Genomic DNA, 22,422 nt, shown 5'->3' with positions numbered 1-22,422 from the left:
CAAAATGGAGAGCAAACAAAAACTAGGGAGATTGATTACAGTGGTAGCTACCTTTCTTGCCTTTTCGGGTATAGGGGTAGTTGACCCAATCTTGCCGATTATTGCTGAGAAAATTGGTGCAACGCATTGGCAAGTTGAAATGTTATTTACCGCTTATATTTTAACGATGGCAATCATGATGTTACCAGCTGGTATATTTGCATCGAGATTTGGTGATAAACGAATGATGACAATCGGTCTTGCGATTGTGACTGTATTTGCGTTTATATGCGGTATATCGCAAACGATTGCTCAATTATCTCTTTTCCGTGCTGGATGGGGATTAGGAAATGCGATGTTTTTTGCGACAGCAATGACACTGTTAATAGCATTAAGTAAAGAAGTTCATGAAGCAGTAGGATTATACGAAGCAGCTATCGGCTTAGGTATGGCTGGGGGGCCGTTATTGGGTGGAATACTAGGTGGACATTCTTGGCGTTATCCGTTTTTCGCGACGAGTATTTTAATTTTCTTAGCATTTATTTTAGTATTCTTTTTTGTAAAAGAACCAGAGCGAAAGGTGAAGCGTAAGGCTGCTGGCGTAGGGGAATTACTTAACTTGGTGAAGTATAAACCATTTATGCAAGGTGCTATTTCAGGGATGCTATACTACTACGGATTTTTTGTTGTGTTAGCATATTCACCACTTATTATGCATTTATCAGCTATTCAATTAGGCTTTGTATTTTGCGGATGGGGACTGGCGTTAGCTTACGGTTCTGCAATTTTAGCACATAAGCTAGAAGGGAAATATGAACCAAAAACATTATTGAAGGGGAGTTTACTCGTATTTGCGATTTTCTTAATTGCACTATTCTTTGTGAAAATTATGTGGTTACAAATTACTCTTATCGTTTTATCAGGATTGGCATCTGGCTTAAACAATGCATTATATACAAGTTATGTAATGGATATTTCACCTTATGAAAGATCTGTTACGTCAGGTGTTTATAACTTTGTTCGTTGGTTAGGTGGTGCGATTGCTCCAATTTTATCAGGAGTTATCGGGCACACAGTTTCACCACAAAGCCCATTTTTAGTTGGGGGAATTGTTGTGTTAGTTGGTTGTATTATGATCTTAATTCCAATTCGTAAACCAGTAGAACTAGAGACGAAAACCCTTTCTTAAGAAAGGGTTTTCTTTATACACATATGTTAGAACCCTCTGACTAAAATATATTTTCGGTATTTTTGTACTTTTAACTATACATTTTGGATGTTTTGTTTTATTTTTGTTAGGGGACATTAATGATGTCCCTATTATAAATTTGCATTGAAAGGCGTGATTGTACGATGGAACTATGGTTCACTGAAAAACAAACAAAACATTTTGGGATTACGGCGCGTATTAACCGCACATTACATACGGAGCAAACAGAATTCCAGAAACTTGATATGGTTGAAACGGAAGAGTTCGGAAACATGCTTATTTTAGACGGCATGGTTATGACAACAGAAAAGGACGAGTTCGTTTATCACGAAATGGTAGCGCACGTACCTTTATTTACACATCCAAACCCTGAGAACGTATTAGTTGTTGGCGGCGGCGATGGCGGTGTTATTCGCGAAGTGTTAAAACACCCAAGTGTAAAGAAAGCAACTCTTGTTGAAATCGATGGAAAAGTAATTGAGTACTCTAAACAATACTTACCATCAATTGCAGGCGCATTAGATAATGAGCGTGTAGAAGTAAAAGTAGGAGACGGTTTCCTACACATCGCAGAAAGCGAAAATGAATACGACGTAATTATGGTAGATTCTACTGAGCCGGTAGGCCCAGCAGTAAACTTATTTACGAAAGGTTTCTACGCTGGAATCTCTAAAGCGTTAAAAGAAGATGGTATTTTCGTTGCACAAACGGACAACCCTTGGTTCACACCAGAACTAATTACAACTGTGTTTAAAGACGTAAAAGAGATTTTCCCAATTACTCGTTTATACACAGCGAACATCCCAACTTACCCAAGTGGTCTTTGGACGTTCACAATTGGATCTAAAAAACATGATCCATTAGAAGTAAGTGAAGAACGTTTCCACGAAATCGAAACGAAATACTACACAAAAGAATTACACAATGCAGCATTCGCATTACCGAAATTTGTTGGCGATTTAATTAAGTAAGAAATCGAGTTTGAACAAATAAAGTGTAGGTAGCTCATTTAAGGTGTTTGTCCAGAAGACTTGAACATGCTAGCTACTTACACTCCTGTAAAGAAAATCGTCTTCTTATTGTTAAAAAAGAAGACACCGGTAAATCGAGAAAGAGGAGCAGTTCGCTCCAAATTTGAGAAATAATGAAAGGTTGGGATACCTTAAGTTCCACATAAGGAGGAAAAGAATATGCGTTTTGATGAAGCTTATTCAGGTAAAGTATTTATTAAAAGTCATCCAAGTTTTGAAGAGTCAAAGGTAGTTATTTACGGGATGCCTATGGATTGGACAGTAAGTTACCGTCCAGGTTCTCGCTTTGGTCCTGCACGTATTCGTGAAGTATCAATCGGTCTTGAAGAATATAGCCCTTATTTAGATCGTGAATTAGAAGAGGTAAAATATTTTGATGCGGGTGATATCCCATTACCATTCGGAAACGCACAACGCAGTTTAGACATGATTGAAGAGTATGTATCAAAACTTTTAGATGCCGATAAGTTTCCACTAGGTCTCGGCGGTGAGCACCTAGTGTCTTGGCCAATTTTTAAGGCAATGGCAAAAAAATATCCGGATTTAGCAATCATCCACATGGATGCTCATACTGATTTACGTGAATCGTATGAAGGGGAGCCTTTATCCCACTCTACACCAATTCGTAAAGTGTGTGATTTAATTGGTCCGGAAAACGTATATTCTTTCGGAATTCGTTCTGGAATGAAGGAAGAATTTGAATGGGCGAAAGAAGTAGGTATGAACTTATATAAATTTGACGTATTAGAACCGTTAAAAGAAGTATTACCGAAACTTGCTGGACGCCCAGTCTATGTCACAATCGACATTGATGTATTAGACCCAGCTCACGCTCCAGGAACAGGAACGTTAGAAGCTGGCGGTATTACATCTAAAGAATTATTAGATTCCATCGTAGCAATTGCAAATTCAAATATAAATGTAGTTGGAGCAGACTTAGTAGAAGTAGCTCCGGTCTACGACCATAGTGATCAAACACCAGTCGCAGCAAGCAAATTCGTGCGGGAAATGCTGCTCGGTTGGGTGAAGTAAAAGTGAAGCCGACTGTTTAGACCCGGTGAATAAGGTTCTTCCCTGCAAAAGGTGCTTTTTACCTTTTAGCAGGGAAGGTTCTTAGACGCAAGGGTCTAGGAGGCGTAACTGGATAGAAATAAAAGCGGAAGCGGCTCGCTCAGAATGTGTCGGTAAGTCGATATATATAAAAATCGTCGATATAATCTTATTTACCATGGCAAGACATGAAAAAAAGAGTTATTCTCAAAAGGTGAGAATAACTCTTTTTCTTATGCAACTTTCTCTTCCGAATTAACGCCGCGAATTTCATCAGCAGAGCGGATCGGATATTTGCGGAACACAATAGATCCGATGTATCCGATAATAGTGGTAACGATTCCACATAGTACAGCAGCAATCGTTACTTTTATAACGTCATTAAATCCGAATAGGACGAGAAGACCTGGAATTGGTGATGCTGTTCCTGGTGCATTATTAACAAGTTGGAATAGCGATGTAATAATACCGGCAAGTGCACCGCCAACGAAATTTGTCATATAAATTGGAATTGGATTTGCTGAGACAACATCGGCTTGTGTTAAAGGCTCGATTGCTACAGCAATTGTATCTTTCTTTGAACAAATTTTTAATCGTTTAAAGAAAATAAAGTTCATCGGGGCTGAAGCTGCTACGGCAAGACTACCAATTGCCATTGGTAAACCTGTTAATCCAAGCATTGCAGTTAGTGCCATAGAACTCAGTGGAGAGGTAGAAATAACTGTTATTAATCCACCAAGCATAATACCCATAATGATAGGACTCTCTGTAGTTGCAACTGAAATCATAGAACCGATTTTACCAAGTGTTGCGTTAACGAGCGGATCCATAAGCATTGCCATTCCACGTGAGATTGGTGCAGCGATAAATAGGATTGCTAAAAATTCCACACCAGCTGGTAATTTCTTTTCGAGAAATTTCACGACGAAGGCACAAACGTATCCAGCGAAAAATCCTGGTAAAATACCGAATCCACTAGTAGCGATACCAATTAAAACAGCGTATACGGGGGAAACACCGATTGCTAATGCGACTAAAATCGCTGCTGCAACACCGCTCATACTACCAGAAGCTTCTCCTACTGATTGTAAAAAGTCATTGTGAAACATTTCTCCACCTATATAACGGTGAAATGCTTCAATAAGAAAACTTGCGATTGCTGCATTAGCTAAAGCACCCATCGCCTTCATTCCGTAAGGCGCACGGTAACTGAAAAGTGTAAATAGACAAAGTACAACAAGTAATAGTGCTAAACCTTGCAAGATAGCCATTTGAAAACTGTCTCCTTTGATTTTTGTAATAAAAATTCGTATCATTCAATAATAATATAAAAGTGTATGAAACGGAAAAATTTTTTCTTGGGAACTTGCTGTAAGAAAAAATCCCTTACAATAATGTAAGGATTGTGTAAGACTTTTCGATAGAGTATAGTATACCCTTTTCCGTATAATACAGGTATAGACATAACATTAGTGAGAAAGAAGTGTAAAACAGGAGGCGCATGTATGAAATTGGTCATTAAAGTTTTAGCTGTATTCGCCATTATTTTAGGGGGAACAGCGTATTATTTGAATACAAAAACAGAAGGTGTACATGCTTTTGTAGACAACTTCTTTTCAAATAAAGAAATACAAGATTATTATGCGGTTGTAGATAAAGGTGAGAAAAAAGACGGTGAGTATTTGTATACATTTAAAGGGTATACAGAGGACGGAAATCAACAAATTATTAAAAGAATGGTAAATCGTGAATTGCATGCAGGTGCTTTTATAAAAATTTATGCAAAAGGTATGCAAGGAAAAGGATGGGCTGAAATAACGAAAGAGTCAATCCCGCAAAAAGCGTTGCAAAAAATAGAAAAACCATAAAAGGAGCGACTCATTCGCTCCTTTTTTAGTACGCTAAAATAGTGATAGATGTCTTTTCTTTGTTAGAAATAATTTTTGCACGTCCACCAATTGGGAAAGTGAAAATCGGGGTTGTATGCCCGAAACTTGCGTTTGCAATAATAGGAATATGTGCAAGTTCAGGTTTTGAAGCAATCATTTCTTGAATGTCCGCTATCGTACATTCTGCTTCTTTTTGCATTCTTCCTATTACAATACCTGTTATATGTTCAAAATTAGGTTGCTGCATAAGGGAATGTAGATAGCGATCAAAAGTTTTAAGTGTCGATTTTCCTGTTAAACTGTCTTCTTCAAGGAATAAAATTTTGCCCTTTAAGTTTGGCATATATGGTGTGCCTTGTAGTAAATTAAGTGTGCTCATATTGCCACCGATAATTTCTCCTGTCGCTTCTCCCTTTTGAATTGGAACATACCCTTCATTTTTAATAAATTCTCGATTTTCCTGATCCATATACCAAGAATCATCGCTCCACGTTTCCGCCGGAATGATTTCAATAGGCTCATTAGCGGTTAAGCATTGTAAAAAGTAATCAGCCGTGTAATGGAGTCCTTTTTCCATTCCAAATGAAGAGAAGTGGGGACCTGAATATGTAACGAGACCCGTTTTTGCGTAAATTGCATTATTTAAGGCAGTAATATCAGAATAACCACAGAAAAATTTTGGGTTTTCACGAATTAAATCAAAATCGAGATATTTCAATAAACCATTCGAGTTGTATCCGCCAAGTGTAGTTAAAATAGCTTTTACATTAGGGTCTCTAAATGCTTCATGGAGGTCTTGGACGCGGGAAGAAATAGAAGAGGAAGCAAATCGATCTATCTCATCGGCATATTTTGAGAATGTCACTTGAAAGCCCATGTCAGTTAATCTTTTTATAGCAAGTTTTCTATTTTCATTTGAAACAATACTTAAACTACAGGATGGTGAAATCACGCGTATTTCATCACCCTTTTTTAACTTTGTTGGTATCATTGAATTCACCTCTATAATTAAAAGAATATTTAGATTTAAAAAATATTTTATCATATGAAATAAAGTAGAAGGGAATTATTTTTTGAAATGGAGTTTTCCTGATTTTTCAGCAGACAGACAGCGTCTTTTTTTGATATGATAGGAAAAGTGATTTATTATAAGTAGTATTTAATATCTATAACATTTGAAAGGTGTGCAAGACGTGAAGAAACAACTTGCAGGCTTGCCGGTACACGTTCATTTCGTAACAGAAATCCGTGAAGGGGCGAGGAAGGAAACCGTTGCTTTTGAAGCAAATGGTCAATACTATGTAAAAGGTCAAGGTACATATGTAACATTCCAGGAGCCGAACGAACAAGGCGAAGTGAAAACAATTATTAAAATTCAAGATGAACAAGTTCTCATTATGCGTTCAGGTGCTATTTCTATGCGTCAGACGCATGTGAAAGGTGAATGGACAACGGGTACGTATACGAGTGAACTTGGTACGTTTGCACTGCAAACGAAAACTGATAACGTTCTTTTTAAATGGTCGGATGAAAAGAAAAAAGGACAACTCTTCTTAACGTACGCATTGCTTCTAAGTGAACAAGAAGCTGGCAGATATACAATTACAATTAATTTGAAGGAGGCAAAATAATGAATTCCTTAGAACAGGTAAAAGGATTGATTAAAGAAGAAATTCAAGCTGCTGTATTAAAGGCAGAATTAGCGACAGAAGAACAGATTCCAAACGTTGTATTAGAATCTCCAAAAGATAAAACAAATGGTGACTTCTCTACAAACATGGCAATGCAACTTGCACGCGTTGCGAAAAAAGCACCTCGTATGATTGCAGAAGAACTAGTTGCAAACTTCGATAAAGCAAAAGCTTCTATTGAAAAAATCGAAATCGCTGGTCCTGGTTTTATTAACTTCTATATGGATAATAGCTACTTAACAGATTTAATTCCAACAATCGTAAACGCTGGTGAAGCTTACGGTGAAACGAACACTGGTAAAGGTGAAAAAGTACAAGTTGAGTTCGTATCTGCGAATCCAACAGGTGACCTTCACTTAGGACATGCACGTGGTGCGGCAGTGGGTGACACTTTATGTAACGTATTAGCAAAAGCAGGATACGATGTATCTCGTGAGTACTACATTAATGATGCCGGTAACCAAATTCATAATTTAGCTCTTTCTGTTGAAGCTCGTTACATGCAAGCTTTAGGTTTAGATAAAGAAATGCCAGAAGACGGTTACCATGGTGCGGATATCATTGGAATCGGTAAACGTTTAGCTGAAGAGTTTGGCGATCGTTACGCAAAAGCTGATGCTGAAGAAAGCTATGAATTCTACCGTTCATACGGTTTGAAATATGAGTTAGCAAAACTTCAAAAAGACTTAGAGAGCTTCCGTGTTAAATTTGATGTATGGTTCTCAGAAACATCATTATACAAAAACGGAAAAATCGATGCTGCACTTACTGTATTAAAAGAGCGTGACGAAATCTTTGAAGAAGGCGGAGCAACTTGGTTCCGTTCAATGACTTACGGTGATGACAAAAACCGTGTATTAATTAAAAATGACGGTTCTTACACATACTTAACGCCAGATATTGCTTACCATCGCGATAAATTAGAGCGTGGTTTCGATAAGCTAATCAACATTTGGGGTGCTGACCACCACGGTTACATTCCTCGTATGAAAGCTGCTATTCAAGCGCTAGGTTACGATAAAGAAACACTTGAAGTAGAAATCATCCAAATGGTACAACTATACCAAAATGGTGAAAAAATGAAAATGAGTAAGCGTACAGGTAAAGCAGTTACACTTCGTGAGCTTATGGAAGAAGTAGGCGTGGACGCAATGCGATACTTCTTCGCAATGCGTAGTGGTGATTCTCATTTGGACTTCGATATGGACTTAGCTGTATCAAAATCTAATGAAAACCCAGTATACTATGCACAATATGCTCATGCTCGTGTATGCAGTATCCTTCGTCAAGGTGAAGAGTTAGGATTAGCTGCAGATGGAGACGTGAATTACAAACTTGTTACTTCTGAGAAAGAAGTAGAGTTACTGAAAAAGCTTGGTGAATTCCCAGCTGTAGTTGCGGATGCAGCACAAAAACGTCTGCCACACCGCATTACAAGCTATGCATTTGAATTAGCAGCAGCATTACACAGCTTCTACAATGCAGAAAAAGTATTAAACCAAGATAACTTAGAATTAAGTAAAGCTCGTTACGAGTTAATGAAAGCAGTACGCACTACGCTTCAAAATGCATTAGCAATCGTAGGAGTATCTGCACCAGAAAAAATGTAATGAAGAAAAGCGGAGCCGACTGTTTAGTCCCGAAGCCACCGAGTATTCTAGCCGCTGGAGCTAGACAATAAAGAAAAGCGGAAGCGGACTTTCGTTTTTAAATAAAAGGCAATCACATGATGTTGTGATTGCCTTTTTGTATGGAGATAATAAAAAAATAAAATTTTATCAAACAAAAGGATAATTTGCGTCGTCTTATATAAATGACAGGAGGCTTATGATGGAAGAAAAGGTAGAAGAATTAATTGATATATATAAGCAGCAAATATATTCCTTATGCTATAAGTTAGCGAAAACGAAAGAAGATGCGGAAGATATTTTTCAAGAGACGTGGATAAAGGTTTTTTCATCAAGGCATCAACTTTCCTATGTGGATAATTATAAAAAATGGATTGCTACAATTTGTGTTCGTACGTTTTATGATTTTTATCGTAAGAAAAAAAGGTGGAAAGATCGAATATTGGATTTGTTTCATAAAGAAGATGGTGGAGAAATAGATTTCGCAGATGAAGTAAATATATCAGAAGAATGTATTCAAAAAGTGGAAGCGGAAATGATACGGGAAGTTATACAGTTATTAAATGAAAAGTATAAAACTGTGCTCGTACTCTACTATTATGAACAATATTCTTATAAAGAAATGAGTGAAATATTAAATATACCGATTGGTACAGTGAAATACCGCCTTAATTATGCGAAGAAGCAAATTCGAGAACATTTGGAGGGGTTCGTTTATGACGGAAGATAATTTTGATCAGAAGATAAAAAGTAGCTTAGCGGGAGAGATGGTTCCTAACGAAGAGCTAATAAACCATACGAAACAGAGCGTGCGAAATGCTCGAAAATTAGAAAAGAGATGGGTTGTTTTCATTCATGCTATTTGGATGATTGTATTAACAGTCACCCTAGAGCAGTTTGTTAGTCATTTGGATCATAAAATATCTGTCATTATAACGATAGTTATTATGATGCACATATACATTCCTATATATGTTGTCATACAGGCATTTTTAAAGAAGGAGTATAAATTACATGATAGGGTTCGCTAATCCATTTGTAGTATTTGAGATAGCTGGGATTACAATGTTTTTGGCTTTTATAGCACTTTTAGTATGTGTAGCATCATGGGTATATACAGATGCGAAAACGCGTGGAATAAGTAAGTGGTGGAGTGTTATAGCGATTATATTGCCATTTTTTATTGGAGTTTTGTTATATATGACACGCAGAAATAGCCGGAAAGTAGAAGGAGAATATACGATGAAGGGTATGAAAAAGCAAAGGGTAACATTAGTTGTTATATTTGCAAGTGCGATGTTTGTATTACTTAGCGGCTTTGCTTTCGTTCAAACGTTAGATGATATGTGGAGAGCTGGTGATATATATTTAGAAAATGAGAAGAAAGGGGAGACAAGTTACGAGGCAAAATTCTCATCATGGGATATTGCTGGGAAAGATATTGAATTTGAGTATGCAAAAGATACAGAAGTAACATTTTCTTATGAAACAGATGCAAAGCGTAGTAACTTATGCTTTAGCTTGTATGAAAGACAAGGAGAAGGGATAAAGGAATTAAAGGAGATTTGTGAATCGAAAAAAGGTACTTTTAAAGCTACATTAAAAGCAAATGAAAAGTATGTATTCAATATAAGTGGTTTAATGGTGAAAGATGGTTTTGTAAAAGTGAATTGGGAAGCAAAATAAAGGGCCTCTGAGAAAGGCCCCTTATTTTATTGGATTGTATAAGTAACAGAAAAACTAACAGGACTATAGTAAACGTAAGGTGCATGAAATTGAACATACATATTTCCATCTGTTTTTGCAGTGAAAATTCGGCCGTAACCATCAGAATAACGCCCAATAAGGTTATGATTTGAGTCATAAACACTGTAACTAGGAGTTTTGCTGTTAGGATGAATTGTTAGTTCTTGTCCTTTTTGAAGGAAAATAGGTTCTTGTTCAGAACTACCTCCAGTTTGCAAAGAATAAAATTTTGTAAAGCTTTGTTCTTGAGCGGCAGCAGCGACTTTTGTTTCAGGAATAAACGCGGTAGCTCCGGTAATTCCTGCTAAAGTTAACGCACCTACTAAAATCATTTTTTTCATAATAGAAAAAGCCTCCTTATTAGTTGTAATCGGTGTTGTTACAGTTAATATTGTATACGATAATGAGTAGGATAAAATATGCTTTTATGCATATATATTTTTTCTCAATAAAAGACCACTGATAAAAATCAGTGGTCTTTTATTGATTAAGCAGCTTTCTGCTCAGTTTGAGTAATAGGTTTTTGAAGCGAGTTATAAACTCCTGTTCCGATAACGTCTAATGCCATTTTCATTCGTTCAGGTGAAATGTTTTCTAATACGTTATCTTGGGGTGTATGGTATACCTTCTCGATATGATAGATTAATGGATTCCAACTATCGACACCCATCCAAATAAATAGAGCAGCAGGAATACCAGCTTCAGCAAACGGTACGTGATCACTGGAGCCAAATTTCCCTTGAAGAACGAGGTCATTATTTAATTGTTTACCTGCTTGCAAGGCAGCATCTGTTACAAAGTTTGTAGAGCCATCAGGTGTCATAGCGTATAAATTCTTTGCTTTATCATAATTTGTTGCAACCATATCAGCATTAAAGACGCCTAAAATACGGTCACGTTCTTTTTGGGATAGACTATTAACGTAATAATCCGAACCAAGTAATCCAGTTTCTTCAGAACCAAAGGTAATAAAGCGAATTTCTTTATCAGTTTCTACATTTTGAAAAGCACGAGCTAGTTCTAATACTAATCCAGTTCCAGAAGCATTATCATTTGCGCCAGGTGCTCCAACAACACTATCATAGTGCGAGCTTACAACGACTGCTTTTTCATTACCCGTACTCTTTTTTGGTTTCTTTTTTGCGATAACATTTAGAGATGTTAATTTAGATTCATGTCTCGCTTTTAGGGAAAGAATTGTTGTCTCTTTTTTAGCGATTTCTTCTTTAAATGCATTTCCTTGCGCATAAGCAAGACCAAAGACAGGGATAGATTGCTTTTTCGTTAGGCGGGGATTGAAGGTTTGTCCATAATTTCCGCGTCCGCCAATTAAACTGTATAAAAGAACACCTTTTGCACCTTTGCTAACAGCATTTTCAACTTGTTTATTATAATCTGTAACTGTCGTTCCTCTTTCAAATAAAACAATTTTACCGTTTACTTCATTTGGAATATCTTCTAATTTTGTCCCACCTTGAACAAAGATAAGGGGAGCTGTAATAGCTTCTGTAGATATTAGTGCATTAGGAGCAGCACCAGCTTGCCAATTACGTTTTGTTGATAGTGGTGATTCAATGAATCCAACGTATTGATCGGGCACCTGAAATGGCTGATATTCTACGTCATAACCCATTGATTTAAGCTGCATACCAATGTAACGAGAAGCCCATTCTTCGGATTTTGTTCCACCGGGTCGAGGCCCAATTGTTTCAGATAAGAAACGAACATGTTCAATGGCGCGGTTTGGATCAATTTGTTTTGTAATAGATGGAGTTGGTGGAACTTCTGAAGTGGAATCCGCTTTTGCTTGCCCAATTGGAGCTAAGCTAACAGCAAGTGATATAGCAAGCAAAGAGCTTACTATTTTTTGTTTCAATGATTTGCTCATTTTTTCCTCTCCTATTCTTCTATTCTCTCTGACTGACAAAAGAAGACGGATAATGACTTTATTTTACCTTTGCGTCTTTTATTTTTCAATATTCTGACATTGAGAAATAAAAACAATATATGCATATTTGCATATTTTTGAGGGAGATATGTATGCTATCATTTTAAACGAAGGTTCGCTTTCTACTCTGAAAGCCCCTACATTGCATGAATCTAGTGTACCCAAACTTTAGATTATGTAGAGGAATGGAACCACTGTAGGGTTTCATTCCTCATGTTTGAATCAGTTGATGGTAATTATGTTTCCGCATTTCATAATTATTATCAGTGATATATGTAAGGCATCCATATGAAAATACGAGGCTGTTCAAAGGTTTTCCGTACTTTTGGGCAGCCTCACCCCGTTAAAAGGACGATACTTTATGTATCGTCCTTTTTGTATAAAAAAACACCCAATCAATTGAGAGATTGATTGGGTGTGAAAAAATTATTAATAATTTTTTTTGCGTTTTTTAGCTAAAATACTTAATAATCCAGCTAGTAGAAGAACGATACCTACTGTTTGTGTAGGATCTTCTTTATGACCTGTATTTGGAAGGTGCTTATCCGTATTTCGATCATCTTGCTGTTTGTTATCTGTTTCATTCGATGTTTCTTCGGAAGTTCCGTTTTCGTGTTTCTCAGATGTTTCAGTGCCTTTGTTTTCTTCTTTATTTGGCGGAGTAACGGGCTTGTCATCTCCACCTGAAGAAGATTCAATCTTTTTATTTGAAACTGTAATTTGTAGTGGCGTAGCTTGGGCTTTATCAATTGTAAATTTTATTGGTGATGCATCTAATTGATAGCCTTTAGGAGCCTTTGTTTCTACTAATTGATAATTACCAGGTTTCAAATCATTTATGATTACTTTTCCTTGTTGATCTGTTTTTAAACCTTCTCGGATGACGTTTCCATCTTGGTCTAAAATATTGAAAATGGCACCTTCAAGTGTTCCATGGTGATCAATATCAACTTTAGTTAACTCAATTGAACCTGTTGTTAAACTATTTAAAGCTGTAACAGAGGTAACTTGAGTTTGTCCTTTCGTAATTGTGAAAGGAATTGGTTTAACGTTTAAATCATAGCCAGTTGGAGCTTTCATTTCAATGAACTGATAGTCTCCCGGACGCAAATCAGAAACAGAAATCTTCCCATCTTTATCAGTAGTTAAATCAGAACGAACACCCTTGCCGTCCATATCCACAATTTTAAAGATAGCCCCTTCAAGAATAGTGCCGTCGATGTCATCAACTTTAGTTAATTCAACAGCGCCTTTCGTTAAGCTGTTAGTAGCAGTAACAGAAGTTTTAGCAGTTTGACTCTTTTCAACAGTAAACTTGATAGGATTTTGATTTAAGTCGTAATGCTTAGGAGCTTTCGTTTCAATGAACTGATAATCTCCCGGACGTAAATCAGAAACAGAAATCTTCCCATCTTTATCAGTAGTTAAATCAGAACGAACATCCTTGCCGTCCATATCCACAATTTTAAAGATTGCTCCTTCAAGAGTAGTACCATCGATGTCATCAACTTTAGTTAATTCAACTGCGCCTTTCGTTAAGCTATTCGTAGCAGTAACAGAGGTGATTTTTTCTTGGCCTTTTTTAACTGTGAACTTAATAGGTGTTTCGTTTAAGTCATAGTGTTCAGGAGCTTTTGTTTCGATAAACTCATAGTCTCCTGGTGGTAATTCATCCACAACTAAACGGCCGTTTTTATCAGTAGATAAATCGGTACGGACGTCGTGTCCATCCTTGTTAACAATTTTAAATACTGCCCCTTCAAGTGTTGTGTTTTTCTTGGCATCATCCACTTTAATTAACTCCACACTACCTTTCGTTAAGCTATTAATAGCTGTAACGAAGACATGCTTTGTTTGACTTCTTTCGATTGTGAACTTAATTGGTTCTTCATTTAGGTCGTAATGTTTAGGAGCTTTCGTTTCGATAAACTCATAGTCTCCTGGTTGTAAGTTTTTAGCGATGATTTTACCATCTTTATTCGTAACTAAATTCGTGCGAATGTCGTTACCATTCAGATCAGTAATTTTAAATACAGCACCTTCTAGCATTTCTTTCTTATCTATAGAGTCAACTTTCGTTAATTCCACGCCACCTTTTGTTAGGCCATTCTTGGCAGTAACAGAAACGTGAGTTAGTTGACTTTTCTCGATAGTGAAATCGATAGGTGTTTTATTTAAATCGTAATGCTTCGGAGCTTTCGTTTCAATGAATTGATAGTCTCCTGGGCGTAAGTTCGTAGCAGTAATTTTACCATCTTTATTAGTAGTTAAATCAGTGCGAACAATTTTACCTTTCGCATCGATGATGTTAAACACTGCATCAGAAAGTTTTGTATCTGGATTTATATCATCCACTTTTATTAATTCTACAGCACCCTCAGTTAAGCTATTTGTAGCAGTAACTTGGAGCTTTTCTTTTTGGCTTTTCTTAATTGTAAACTTAATAGGTGTACTATCTAATTTATAGTGTTCAGGAGCCTTCGTTTCAATAAATTGATAGTCCCCAGGACGTAAATCAGAAACAGAAATTTTTCCATGTACATCTGTTGTAAGCTCAGTGCGAATGTCATTACCATTCATATCAGTAATTTTAAATATCGCATCTTTAAGAGCGGTACCATCAACATCATCCACTTTAGAAAGCTCCACAGTGCCTTTCGTTAAGCTATTTGTAGCTGTAACAGAGACAGGCTCAGCTTGGCTCTGTGTGATTGTGAATGGAATTGGCTCTTTGTTTAAATTGTAGTGTTTCGGAGCCGTTGTCTCGATGAATTGATAATCACCAGGACGTAGGTCAGAAACGCTAATTTTACCTTGTTGATTCGTAACAAGACCTTTGCGAATTACAGTACCATTCATATCTGCAATTTTAAATACTGCGCCTTCAAGAGTAGTGCCATCAACGTCATCTACTTTAGAAAGTTCCACGCCGCCTTTTGTTAAACTATTTTTCATAGTAACGGTAGCGATATCTTTTTGGCTTTTTTCAATTGTAAATATAATTGGTTTTTTGTCTAAATCATAGTGTTCAGGAGCCGTTGTTTCAACGAATTGATACGTACCAGGACGTAAGTTTTCGACAACGATTTTACCTTCACTGTTTGTTTTTAAATCTGTTTTAAGTACCTTGCCATTTTGATCTAGTAAATTAAATACCGCATCGGCAAGTTTTGTTTGATCGTTTAAATCATCAACTTTAAGTAATTCGATACTACCTTGTTTTAAGCTATTTGTAGCAGTTAAAGAAATAGATTTCTTCTGTCCTTTTTCAATAGTGAATTTGATTGGTGTTTCATCTAAAACATAATCCTTAGGAGCTTTCGTTTCGATGAATTGGTAATCACCAGGACGTAGGTCGTTAATTTCGATTAGTCCTTGTTCATTTGTAACAAGGTCTTTATGAACTACATCACCGTTCATATTAACAATTTTAAATACTGCATCTTTAAGAACAGTGGCATCAACATCATCTACTTTAGAAAGTTTAACAGCACCCTTTGTTAAAGCATTTGTAGCAGTGACATGAAGAGCTTCAGTTTGGCTCTTTTTAATTGTAAATACGATAGGTTTTTTATCTAAATCGTAATGTTCAGGAGCAATTGTTTCAACGAATTGATACGTACCAGGACGTAGATTTTCAACAACAATTTTACCTTCATCATTTGTTTTTAAGCCTTCTTCAACTAGCTCTCCGTCTGCATCTAATAAATTAAATACGGCGTTAGCAAGTTTTGTATTTATATCAATATCGTCAATCTTTGTTAGTTCAACGCTACCTTTTTTCAAAGCATTTTTACCTGTAACATTGATCTCTTTCGTTTGACTTCTTTCAATTGTAAACGGAATTTGTGTTTCTTCTAATACATAGTGCTCAGGAGCTTTTGTTTCAATGAACTGATAGTCTCCAGGGCGTAAATCAGAAACAGAAATTTTTCCGTTTTTATCTGTAACAAGATTCGTATGAACTTCCTTACCGTTCATATCAACAATCTTAAAGATTGCACCTTCGAGCATCGTGCGATCGATGTCATCGATTTTTGTTAATGTTACTGCACCTTTCTTTAAACTGTTAGTAGCAGTAACAGTAATATTCTCTTTTTGACTTTTTTCGATAGTGAACGGAATAGGCTCTTTGCTTAAGGTATAGTCTTTTGGAGCTTTTACTTCAACAAATTGATAGTCTCCAGGACGTAAATCAGAAGCAGTAATTTTACCGTTTTTATCAGTCGTTAAACCTTTGCGAATTACCTTTTTAGTATCATGAGCGTCAACGATTATAAATTCTGCACCTTCAAGAGTAGTGCCATCAACATCATCAACTTTTGTTAAAGTGACGCCACCTGTAAGTAAACTGTTTTTTACAGTAACAGGGATAGGAAGATCTTCCTTACTACCTTTTTTAATTGTGAACTTAATAGGTGTTTGATCTAATTTATAATGTTCAGGAGCTTTCACTTCAATAAATTGATAATCGCCTGGTGCTAAATCAGGGATGACTAATACTCCGTGTGCATCTGTTATTAAATCTTTCATAATTTCTTTGCCAGTTGCGTCTTGTAATGTGAATACAGCGCCAGCAAGAGCTTTCGCGCTCTCCACGTCATCTTCTTTAATTAATTTGACCTTTCCTTTCGTCAAACTATTTTTGAAAGTAATAGGGATGAGTTTTTGTTGACTCTTTTCAATTATAAATTCAATTGGTTCTTCATTTACATCGTAATAAGTAGGAGCCTTCGTCTCGATTAGCTTATAATTACCCGGACGTAAGTCTTGTACTACTAATTTACCGTCTTTATCAGTAGTAAGTTCCGTACGAACATCCTCACCTTTGTCATTAACAATTTTAAATACTGCACCTTCAAGGGTTTCCTTAGCATTTACAGAATCAACTTTTGTTAATTCAATACCACCTTTTGTTAAGCTGTTAGTAGCTGTAACGTTAATAGCAGTCGCTTGGCTCTCCTTAATTGTAAATTCAATCGGTGTTTTATTTAAGGCATAATGCTCAGGAGCTTTCATTTCGATAAATTTATAGTTACCTGGACGTAAACCAGTAGCAATAATTTTACCTTCCTGATTCGTAACTAATTCTGTACGGACATCTTCATTTTTATTATTAACGATTTTGAATACGGCACCTATAAGTGCAGTGCCATCAGTATCATCGAGTTTTGTTAGTTCAACATCGCCTGGTAGTAGACCATTTTCAGCTGTAATAACAATCGGTGTTTTTTGACCTTTCTCAATTGTAAATTCAATTGGTGTTGATCGCAGTTCATAATGTTCAGGAGCTTTTGTTTCAATAAATTTGTATTTGCCTGGACGTAAGTCAGAAGCTTTAACAGTTCCGTTTGTATCGGTAGTTAATTCTGTACGAACGTCTTCGTTCTTATCATTCACGATTTTGAACATAGCTCCAGCAAGAGGAGTCTTTTTATCAAATTCGTCGACTTTTAATAGCTCAACAGCACCTGTAGTTAAACTGTTTTTTGCAGTAATTGAGATAATGCTTGTTTGACTTTTCTCGATTGTAAACGGAATTGGTTCTTTATTTAAGTCATAGTATTTAGGTGGTGTTGTCTCAATAAATTGATAATCACCAGGATCTAAATCTTTAACGGTCAAAGTTCCATCTTTTTCTGTTTTTAAGTTTGTACAGACATCTTCATTTTTGTCGTTAACAATTTTGAATACCGCACCTTCAAGGGTAGTGCCATCAGTATCATCCACTTTTGTTAACGTAATGCCACCTTTAATTAAAGCGTTTTTTGCTGTAACAGAAGCGACTGTAGTTTGGCTTTTTTCTATTTCAAATAGAATAGGCGTTTTGTCTAATTCATAATGCTCAGGAGCTTTTGTTTCGACAAATTGGTATTTACCCGGACGTAAATCTTTTGCTTCTATTTGTCCATGTTCATTTGTTGTTAATTTCTCATATCCAGGAATATTTTTTCCGTTGCGATCTTGAACAGTAAACTCTGCCCCTGCTAAAGTTTTATTATAATTATCCACTTTTGTTAAAAGAGCAGATCCTTTAGTTAAACTATTTGTCGCAGTTAGATTTACTACTGTTGTTTGATCTATAGAGATAGTAAACGGAATAAGTTTGCTATCTAATTGATAATGCTCAGGAGCCTTCGTTTCTTGTAAGTAGTAAGTTCCTGGTTTTAGTTTATCTATAATAATTTGTCCGTTATTATTTGTTGTTAATTCTTTGTGTTCTGGAATTACTTTTTTATCTTTATCCAGTAGTGTGAAAATAGCGCCTTGTAGTGTTGCATTTTTGTTCAGGTCATCAGATTTTGTTAAAACTACTTTCCCGACAAATTTCTTATTTGCAAGTTTATATGTTGTAGTCTCTTGTGTACCAAGTTCAACAATTTTCCCTTGTTTTAAATCCCAGCTAATTACATAGCCTTCAGGAGCCTTTGTTTCTTTTAATAAATATTTATCGCGTTTTAAATTATTAAATTTAGCGATACCGTCTTTGTCTGTTGTAATTTTACGGATAACAGTTTTACCTGTACGATCGTATAAAGTAAATTCTGCCCCAGCTAATAGTATGTTCTTATTGTCGTTATCTACCTTTATAATTTCAAGGTTTCCACGACCTTTGGTAGCAGATCCTCCGCCTGAACCAGAAGACATTCTCACTTCAATTGTTTCAGTAGTTTCTGTGTTTTTAACTGTCAACTTGTTGCCTGTGATTTTCGCTTTATTACTTACTTTTTCTTTATCGTCTGCATTAATAAGTGAGCGATATTCTAAAATATAAGCTCGATCAATTTTTTTCAAGAAGGCAATTTCGAAATGTTGCTTTCCGGTATTATTGTCTGTTGTTATTTTGAGTTTATAGTCTGTTCCTTCTTTTAATTCGTTTACTGTATCTTTTGTTAAATTTCCATATGGATCAACAGTTGTAGGATATAAGTGGAATGAATCTTCCACAATTACCTGATTTTCGGTTGGGTCATCTGTTACAACCGCATCTGCAATGGTTGATTGGCTTTCGTTAATTGCGATACTCCAATTAATATAGTTGTCGTCTTGCACAGCTTTTTTAGTAACGAAGCTGCCACCTTTATTTACTTGAGTGTCACCTGTAAGGGTGTTAACAATTTTAGAGCCATCTTTTAAATCTGCCTCGTTTTTGTAAGTGCCTTGGATAAGTTCACCATCAAGGCTTGTTTTAAAGATAATATAGTAAGGTGAATTAATTGATTGTTTGAAATGAACCTTTAGGGTGTTTTTATTTTTCTCTGTAGGTTCTTCAAGTTCATATTTCTCAGTTGGTACAGCATTACCAGGTTGTGCATTATCAGGATTTCCATTTAAAATCATATCGCGTACTTCAATGGATCCAGGAACTAATTTTTGTTTATCTTGTATTACGTCTATAACAGAAGGATCTTTAATCTCAACATTATTATAGTTAAAGCCTATTATCCAAGTAATTTCCTTCGTTTGGGCGTTATAAGAACCGTACTTATAACCATTTGCCTTTGTGAAAGTATCAGGATCGAAATTAGCTTCAACTTTATTTGATTGTGGCTTAGAATCCGTATCTATCCAAGATAGGTTACCTGTATTTTTAAATGAAGTTTTACCACTTTCTAGCTTTGTATAATCAAAGTCTGTCGTATATTTTACAACTAATGTCTTTGTCATATTAGACTGATATGTACCTATAAGAGTAATTTTGAAGCCTTTATCTGTTGCATCTAAAACATAGTCAGTCCCAGCTTGAAGGGTATAATTTCCATCTTTAATTTCTAGTTTTTTATCTTTTAATTGTAATCCACCATGATCAAAGGTGTCCGTAATGATCGCGTTGTTTAATGGGTAGTTGTTATTATTTACTATAATTGTCCAAGTTGTTGTTTTGTCTTTATAATTTGTTTCAGCTTTATTATTAGATTTAATAATATTTTGCTGCTTGAAGCTAGCTTCATTTTCTTTACTTGAATCATTATCAGCTGTAACTTTATTTTTTACTTTTCCATCTTCTATAACTTTATTAGTTGGCTTGGTTTTATAGGTAATCACATAAGCACTATTAATATCATCGTTAAACTGTAAATCGAATCCATTCTTCTTGTTATTTACAGTGTAATTATTCACAGTGTCACCTGTTACAAGCGTTCCCTTTTCATTATATGAAGCGTTTTTCACAACAATAGAATTTGCATCTAGTTCGTGTGTATCGTCAAAAATATCTTTTAAAATCGCGTCTGCTTTTTTGATCTCTCTTTGATCACCATTGTAAGTAATTGTCCACTCAATTGTTTGCGTCTTTGGATCATATTTACTTGTTTTATTTAAGTGTGTACCACGAGAAACCGTTACAGTAGAGCTTGCGTTTTGTTGCTTTTGATTATCACTCGTTATCGTAACGTTATTTCGAAAACTTTTAATATTTTCATCAGTAATTTTTGTGGCATATTCGATTTGATATGCTTTATTGATAGAATCTTTAAAAGCAATCTCCAATTTTGAGCCATCTGATGAAATAATATTGTAATCTGTTGGCTCAGCTTCTGCACCACGCATTACATTTCCATTAACATCAACTTCTAAATAATAAACTTTAATAGAATCTTTATTTAAGCTTGTACCCTGTGGGATGTTATCTTTAAAAACAGCATTTTTAAGGGTTTCTTTCGTTTTGTTCATCTCTACTTTCCAATTAATTTCATTTGTATTAATTGGTCTATCAGGTACCCCTTTTTTATTCGTAGCTGTTTGTACATTAGGCTTAAAGTCAACTGTAATAGAAACATCCTTATCTTTAATTGGGAAAGGAATTTCTTGTGTTGTTGTACCTTTAATTTCAGCTTTATTAAATTCTGTCTTTAATTGTAGGTTACCAGCAACATCTGGATGCTCTTCAACATAATCGTTGAATGTCATCGTGACTTTTCCGTCTTTTGTAACAGTAAAATTACCAATTTGATTGTTTTCACTATCATATAAAGGACTGTTAATTGTATTGTAAATCTTAAAATGTTTAGGAAGATCAAAAATATAGTAATCTCCGCTTTTCACATTCATTGATTTTAAAAGCTCCCATGTAAACTCAATATTGGCAGGGGAATCTGTGCTTGGACGGTTATCCTCTGTAAATGGTTTTCCGTCTTTATCCGTCAACTTTACACCGGTTAAAATGTTTGTTGTTATTTGCTTTGGACCTGAATTTGTATTCTCAACAGGGCTGCTTGCTAGCTTATGTTCTGGATTGCCAGTAGCAATTTTAGCTGCTGGGTTTTGTTCCGGATTATCGGTAACAGGTTTAGTTGCTGGGTTTTGTTCCAGATTATCGGTAACAGGTTTAGTTGCTGGGTTCTGTTCCGGATTATCGGTAACAGGTTTAGTTGCTGGGTTTTGTTCCGGATTATCAGTAACAGGTTTAGTTGCTGGATCTTGCTCCGGATTGTCAGTAACAGGTTTAGTTGCTGGATCTTGCACTTGTTTATTAGTATCCTGTTTGGTGCCATCTTCTTTAGAGTCTTCTACCTGAACAGGAACTGATATAGGTTGAACGATTGTTCCTAAAGGAAAAGCGATTTGAACTGATTTTTCTCCAGTTTTTAAAGTTGAGTTAAACACGGTATCAACTTTAATTTTTCCTTTAGCGTCTTTCAAATTTTCTACTTGATCATTAAATATTAATTTTAATTTATTATCTTTAGCTGTTATAAAATATTGACCAATATTTTTTTGATCTGTTACTAAATCCCCTTGCAAATCTTTAGATACTTTTAATGCAAGTGGTATTTGAACTACTGCTGTATCATTTGCATGTGCAACTTGTTGATCCTTTATTGACCAAGCGTATTCTACTTGAATGGTTGATCCTATCTTTATTAAGTTGTTAGGATTTTTTGCTTCGTCAATAATATGATTCGTTGCATCTTTCATTTCAACAGTGTCAAATAAGGAATCTCCTGTTAACGTTTCCGCTTTTACTTGATTGTATGGAAAACTAGCAAGCTGCGAAAATAGTACGAATACAATTAAACATACATTGAAAAGTTTTTTCATTTTTCCTCCTCTGAACATTCATTTGTCCATTGGGGACTTATTCCACATGAACAAATGGAATATTAAAAGTATTTGTTATAAGCTATTTGTTTTTGCTATCCCTCCGTTTCTATACGCGTTCTCAGACAAACTGGATTATGTTCAAAGTAATATTATTTAACGTAAAACAAAATGTATATTTACACAGTTATTTGGAAATATACACAATT

14 protein-coding genes are annotated in these 22,422 nt (G+C 35.6%); 9 read left to right on the top strand and 5 right to left on the bottom strand.

The features are described from left to right. Positions 1-4: 4 nt before the first annotated feature. The 3 genes from ACYFX0_RS17415 to speB all read left to right on the top strand — a co-directional run bounded on the left by ACYFX0_RS17415 (position 5) and on the right by speB (position 3,252). Entirely contained in the window at positions 5-1,168 is a 1,164-nt protein-coding gene (locus ACYFX0_RS17415) for an MFS transporter (RefSeq protein WP_000444236.1), read from the top strand. Between the two features lie 164 nt (positions 1,169-1,332). Continuing rightward, positions 1,333-2,160, top strand: coding sequence for a polyamine aminopropyltransferase (gene speE, locus ACYFX0_RS17410; RefSeq protein WP_000424696.1), 828 nt, complete (start codon positions 1,333-1,335; stop codon positions 2,158-2,160). A 219-nt stretch (positions 2,161-2,379) separates the two neighbouring features. Next, on the top strand, positions 2,380-3,252 hold the full coding sequence (gene speB, locus ACYFX0_RS17405) for an agmatinase (RefSeq protein WP_001209831.1): 873 nt from the start codon (positions 2,380-2,382) through the stop codon (positions 3,250-3,252). Between the two features lie 251 nt (positions 3,253-3,503). On the opposite strand, the gene ACYFX0_RS17400 is transcribed toward speB, so the two are convergent. Further along, positions 3,504-4,541: a PTS sugar transporter subunit IIC gene (locus ACYFX0_RS17400; RefSeq protein ID WP_000996325.1), complete on the bottom strand. Its 1,038-nt coding sequence runs from the start codon at positions 4,539-4,541 to the stop codon at positions 3,504-3,506. Between the two features lie 234 nt (positions 4,542-4,775). On the opposite strand from ACYFX0_RS17400, the gene ACYFX0_RS17395 reads away from it, so the two are divergent. Next, entirely contained in the window at positions 4,776-5,138 is a 363-nt protein-coding gene (locus ACYFX0_RS17395) for a YxeA family protein (RefSeq protein WP_000779933.1), read from the top strand. A 25-nt stretch (positions 5,139-5,163) separates the two neighbouring features. On the opposite strand, the gene ACYFX0_RS17390 is transcribed toward ACYFX0_RS17395, so the two are convergent. Next, entirely contained in the window at positions 5,164-6,150 is a 987-nt protein-coding gene (locus ACYFX0_RS17390) for a S66 family peptidase (RefSeq protein WP_000613237.1), read from the bottom strand. Positions 6,151-6,352: 202 nt separating this feature from the next. Here ACYFX0_RS17390 and ACYFX0_RS17385 point away from each other — a divergent pair, with 202 nt between their 5' ends. The 5 genes from ACYFX0_RS17385 to ACYFX0_RS17365 all read left to right on the top strand — a co-directional run bounded on the left by ACYFX0_RS17385 (position 6,353) and on the right by ACYFX0_RS17365 (position 10,164). Next, complete coding sequence (locus ACYFX0_RS17385) at positions 6,353-6,790, top strand: YwiB family protein (protein WP_000744343.1); 438 nt, start codon at positions 6,353-6,355, stop codon at positions 6,788-6,790. Continuing rightward, the gene (gene argS, locus ACYFX0_RS17380) at positions 6,790-8,460 is read left to right on the top strand and encodes an arginine--tRNA ligase (RefSeq protein WP_001086463.1); all 1,671 of its coding nucleotides are present in this window, start codon (positions 6,790-6,792) and stop codon (positions 8,458-8,460) included. Before ACYFX0_RS17385 ends, argS begins: the two co-directional genes overlap by 1 nt. Positions 8,461-8,680: 220 nt before the next feature. Continuing rightward, entirely contained in the window at positions 8,681-9,208 is a 528-nt protein-coding gene (locus ACYFX0_RS17375; RefSeq protein WP_000391648.1) for an RNA polymerase sigma factor, read from the top strand. After that, the gene (locus ACYFX0_RS17370; RefSeq protein ID WP_460271050.1) at positions 9,195-9,509 is read left to right on the top strand and encodes an anti-sigma factor; all 315 of its coding nucleotides are present in this window, start codon (positions 9,195-9,197) and stop codon (positions 9,507-9,509) included. The genes ACYFX0_RS17375 and ACYFX0_RS17370 overlap by 14 nt, the downstream gene beginning before the upstream one ends. After that, positions 9,493-10,164, top strand: coding sequence for an ABA4-like family protein (locus ACYFX0_RS17365; protein ID WP_460271048.1), 672 nt, complete (start codon positions 9,493-9,495; stop codon positions 10,162-10,164). The genes ACYFX0_RS17370 and ACYFX0_RS17365 overlap by 17 nt, the downstream gene beginning before the upstream one ends. 26 nt (positions 10,165-10,190) lie before the next feature. On the opposite strand, the gene ACYFX0_RS17360 is transcribed toward ACYFX0_RS17365, so the two are convergent. From ACYFX0_RS17360 to ACYFX0_RS17350, 3 genes are all read right to left on the bottom strand, one after another. Then, positions 10,191-10,565 carry a hypothetical protein gene (locus tag ACYFX0_RS17360; protein ID WP_000738257.1) on the bottom strand — a complete coding sequence of 125 codons (375 nt, stop codon included), beginning with the start codon at positions 10,563-10,565 and terminating at the stop codon, positions 10,191-10,193. Positions 10,566-10,711: 146 nt separating this feature from the next. Next, a complete protein-coding gene (locus ACYFX0_RS17355) occupies positions 10,712-12,112 on the bottom strand; it encodes a M28 family metallopeptidase (RefSeq protein WP_460271046.1) in 1,401 nt (466 codons plus the stop codon). Between the two features lie 489 nt (positions 12,113-12,601). Then, positions 12,602-22,213, bottom strand: coding sequence for a SpaA isopeptide-forming pilin-related protein (locus tag ACYFX0_RS17350; protein WP_460271044.1), 9,612 nt, complete (start codon positions 22,211-22,213; stop codon positions 12,602-12,604). Positions 22,214-22,422: the final 209 nt, after the last annotated feature.

The organism is Bacillus sp. NEAU-Y102 (assembly GCF_054788175.1).
The sequence above is the reverse complement of the archived record's forward strand: the minus strand, read 5'-3'. Positions and strand labels throughout refer to the sequence as shown.

Bases quoted from the DNA above. Each gene is read 5' to 3' on its own strand.
- ACYFX0_RS17415 (WP_000444236.1), top strand. From the start codon at position 5: ATGGAGAGCAAACAAAAACTAGGGAGATTGATTACAGTGGTAGCTACC.
- speE (WP_000424696.1), top strand. From the start codon at position 1,333: ATGGAACTATGGTTCACTGAAAAACAAACAAAACATTTTGGGATTACG.
- speB (WP_001209831.1), top strand. From the start codon at position 2,380: ATGCGTTTTGATGAAGCTTATTCAGGTAAAGTATTTATTAAAAGTCAT.
- ACYFX0_RS17400 (WP_000996325.1), bottom strand. From the start codon at position 4,541: ATGGCTATCTTGCAAGGTTTAGCACTATTACTTGTTGTACTTTGTCTA.
- ACYFX0_RS17395 (WP_000779933.1), top strand. From the start codon at position 4,776: ATGAAATTGGTCATTAAAGTTTTAGCTGTATTCGCCATTATTTTAGGG.
- ACYFX0_RS17390 (WP_000613237.1), bottom strand. From the start codon at position 6,150: ATGATACCAACAAAGTTAAAAAAGGGTGATGAAATACGCGTGATTTCA.
- argS (WP_001086463.1), top strand. From the start codon at position 6,790: ATGAATTCCTTAGAACAGGTAAAAGGATTGATTAAAGAAGAAATTCAA.
- ACYFX0_RS17375 (WP_000391648.1), top strand. From the start codon at position 8,681: ATGGAAGAAAAGGTAGAAGAATTAATTGATATATATAAGCAGCAAATA.
- ACYFX0_RS17370 (WP_460271050.1), top strand. From the start codon at position 9,195: ATGACGGAAGATAATTTTGATCAGAAGATAAAAAGTAGCTTAGCGGGA.
- ACYFX0_RS17365 (WP_460271048.1), top strand. From the start codon at position 9,493: ATGATAGGGTTCGCTAATCCATTTGTAGTATTTGAGATAGCTGGGATT.
- ACYFX0_RS17360 (WP_000738257.1), bottom strand. From the start codon at position 10,565: ATGAAAAAAATGATTTTAGTAGGTGCGTTAACTTTAGCAGGAATTACC.
- ACYFX0_RS17355 (WP_460271046.1), bottom strand. From the start codon at position 12,112: ATGAGCAAATCATTGAAACAAAAAATAGTAAGCTCTTTGCTTGCTATA.
- ACYFX0_RS17350 (WP_460271044.1), bottom strand. From the start codon at position 22,213: ATGAAAAAACTTTTCAATGTATGTTTAATTGTATTCGTACTATTTTCG.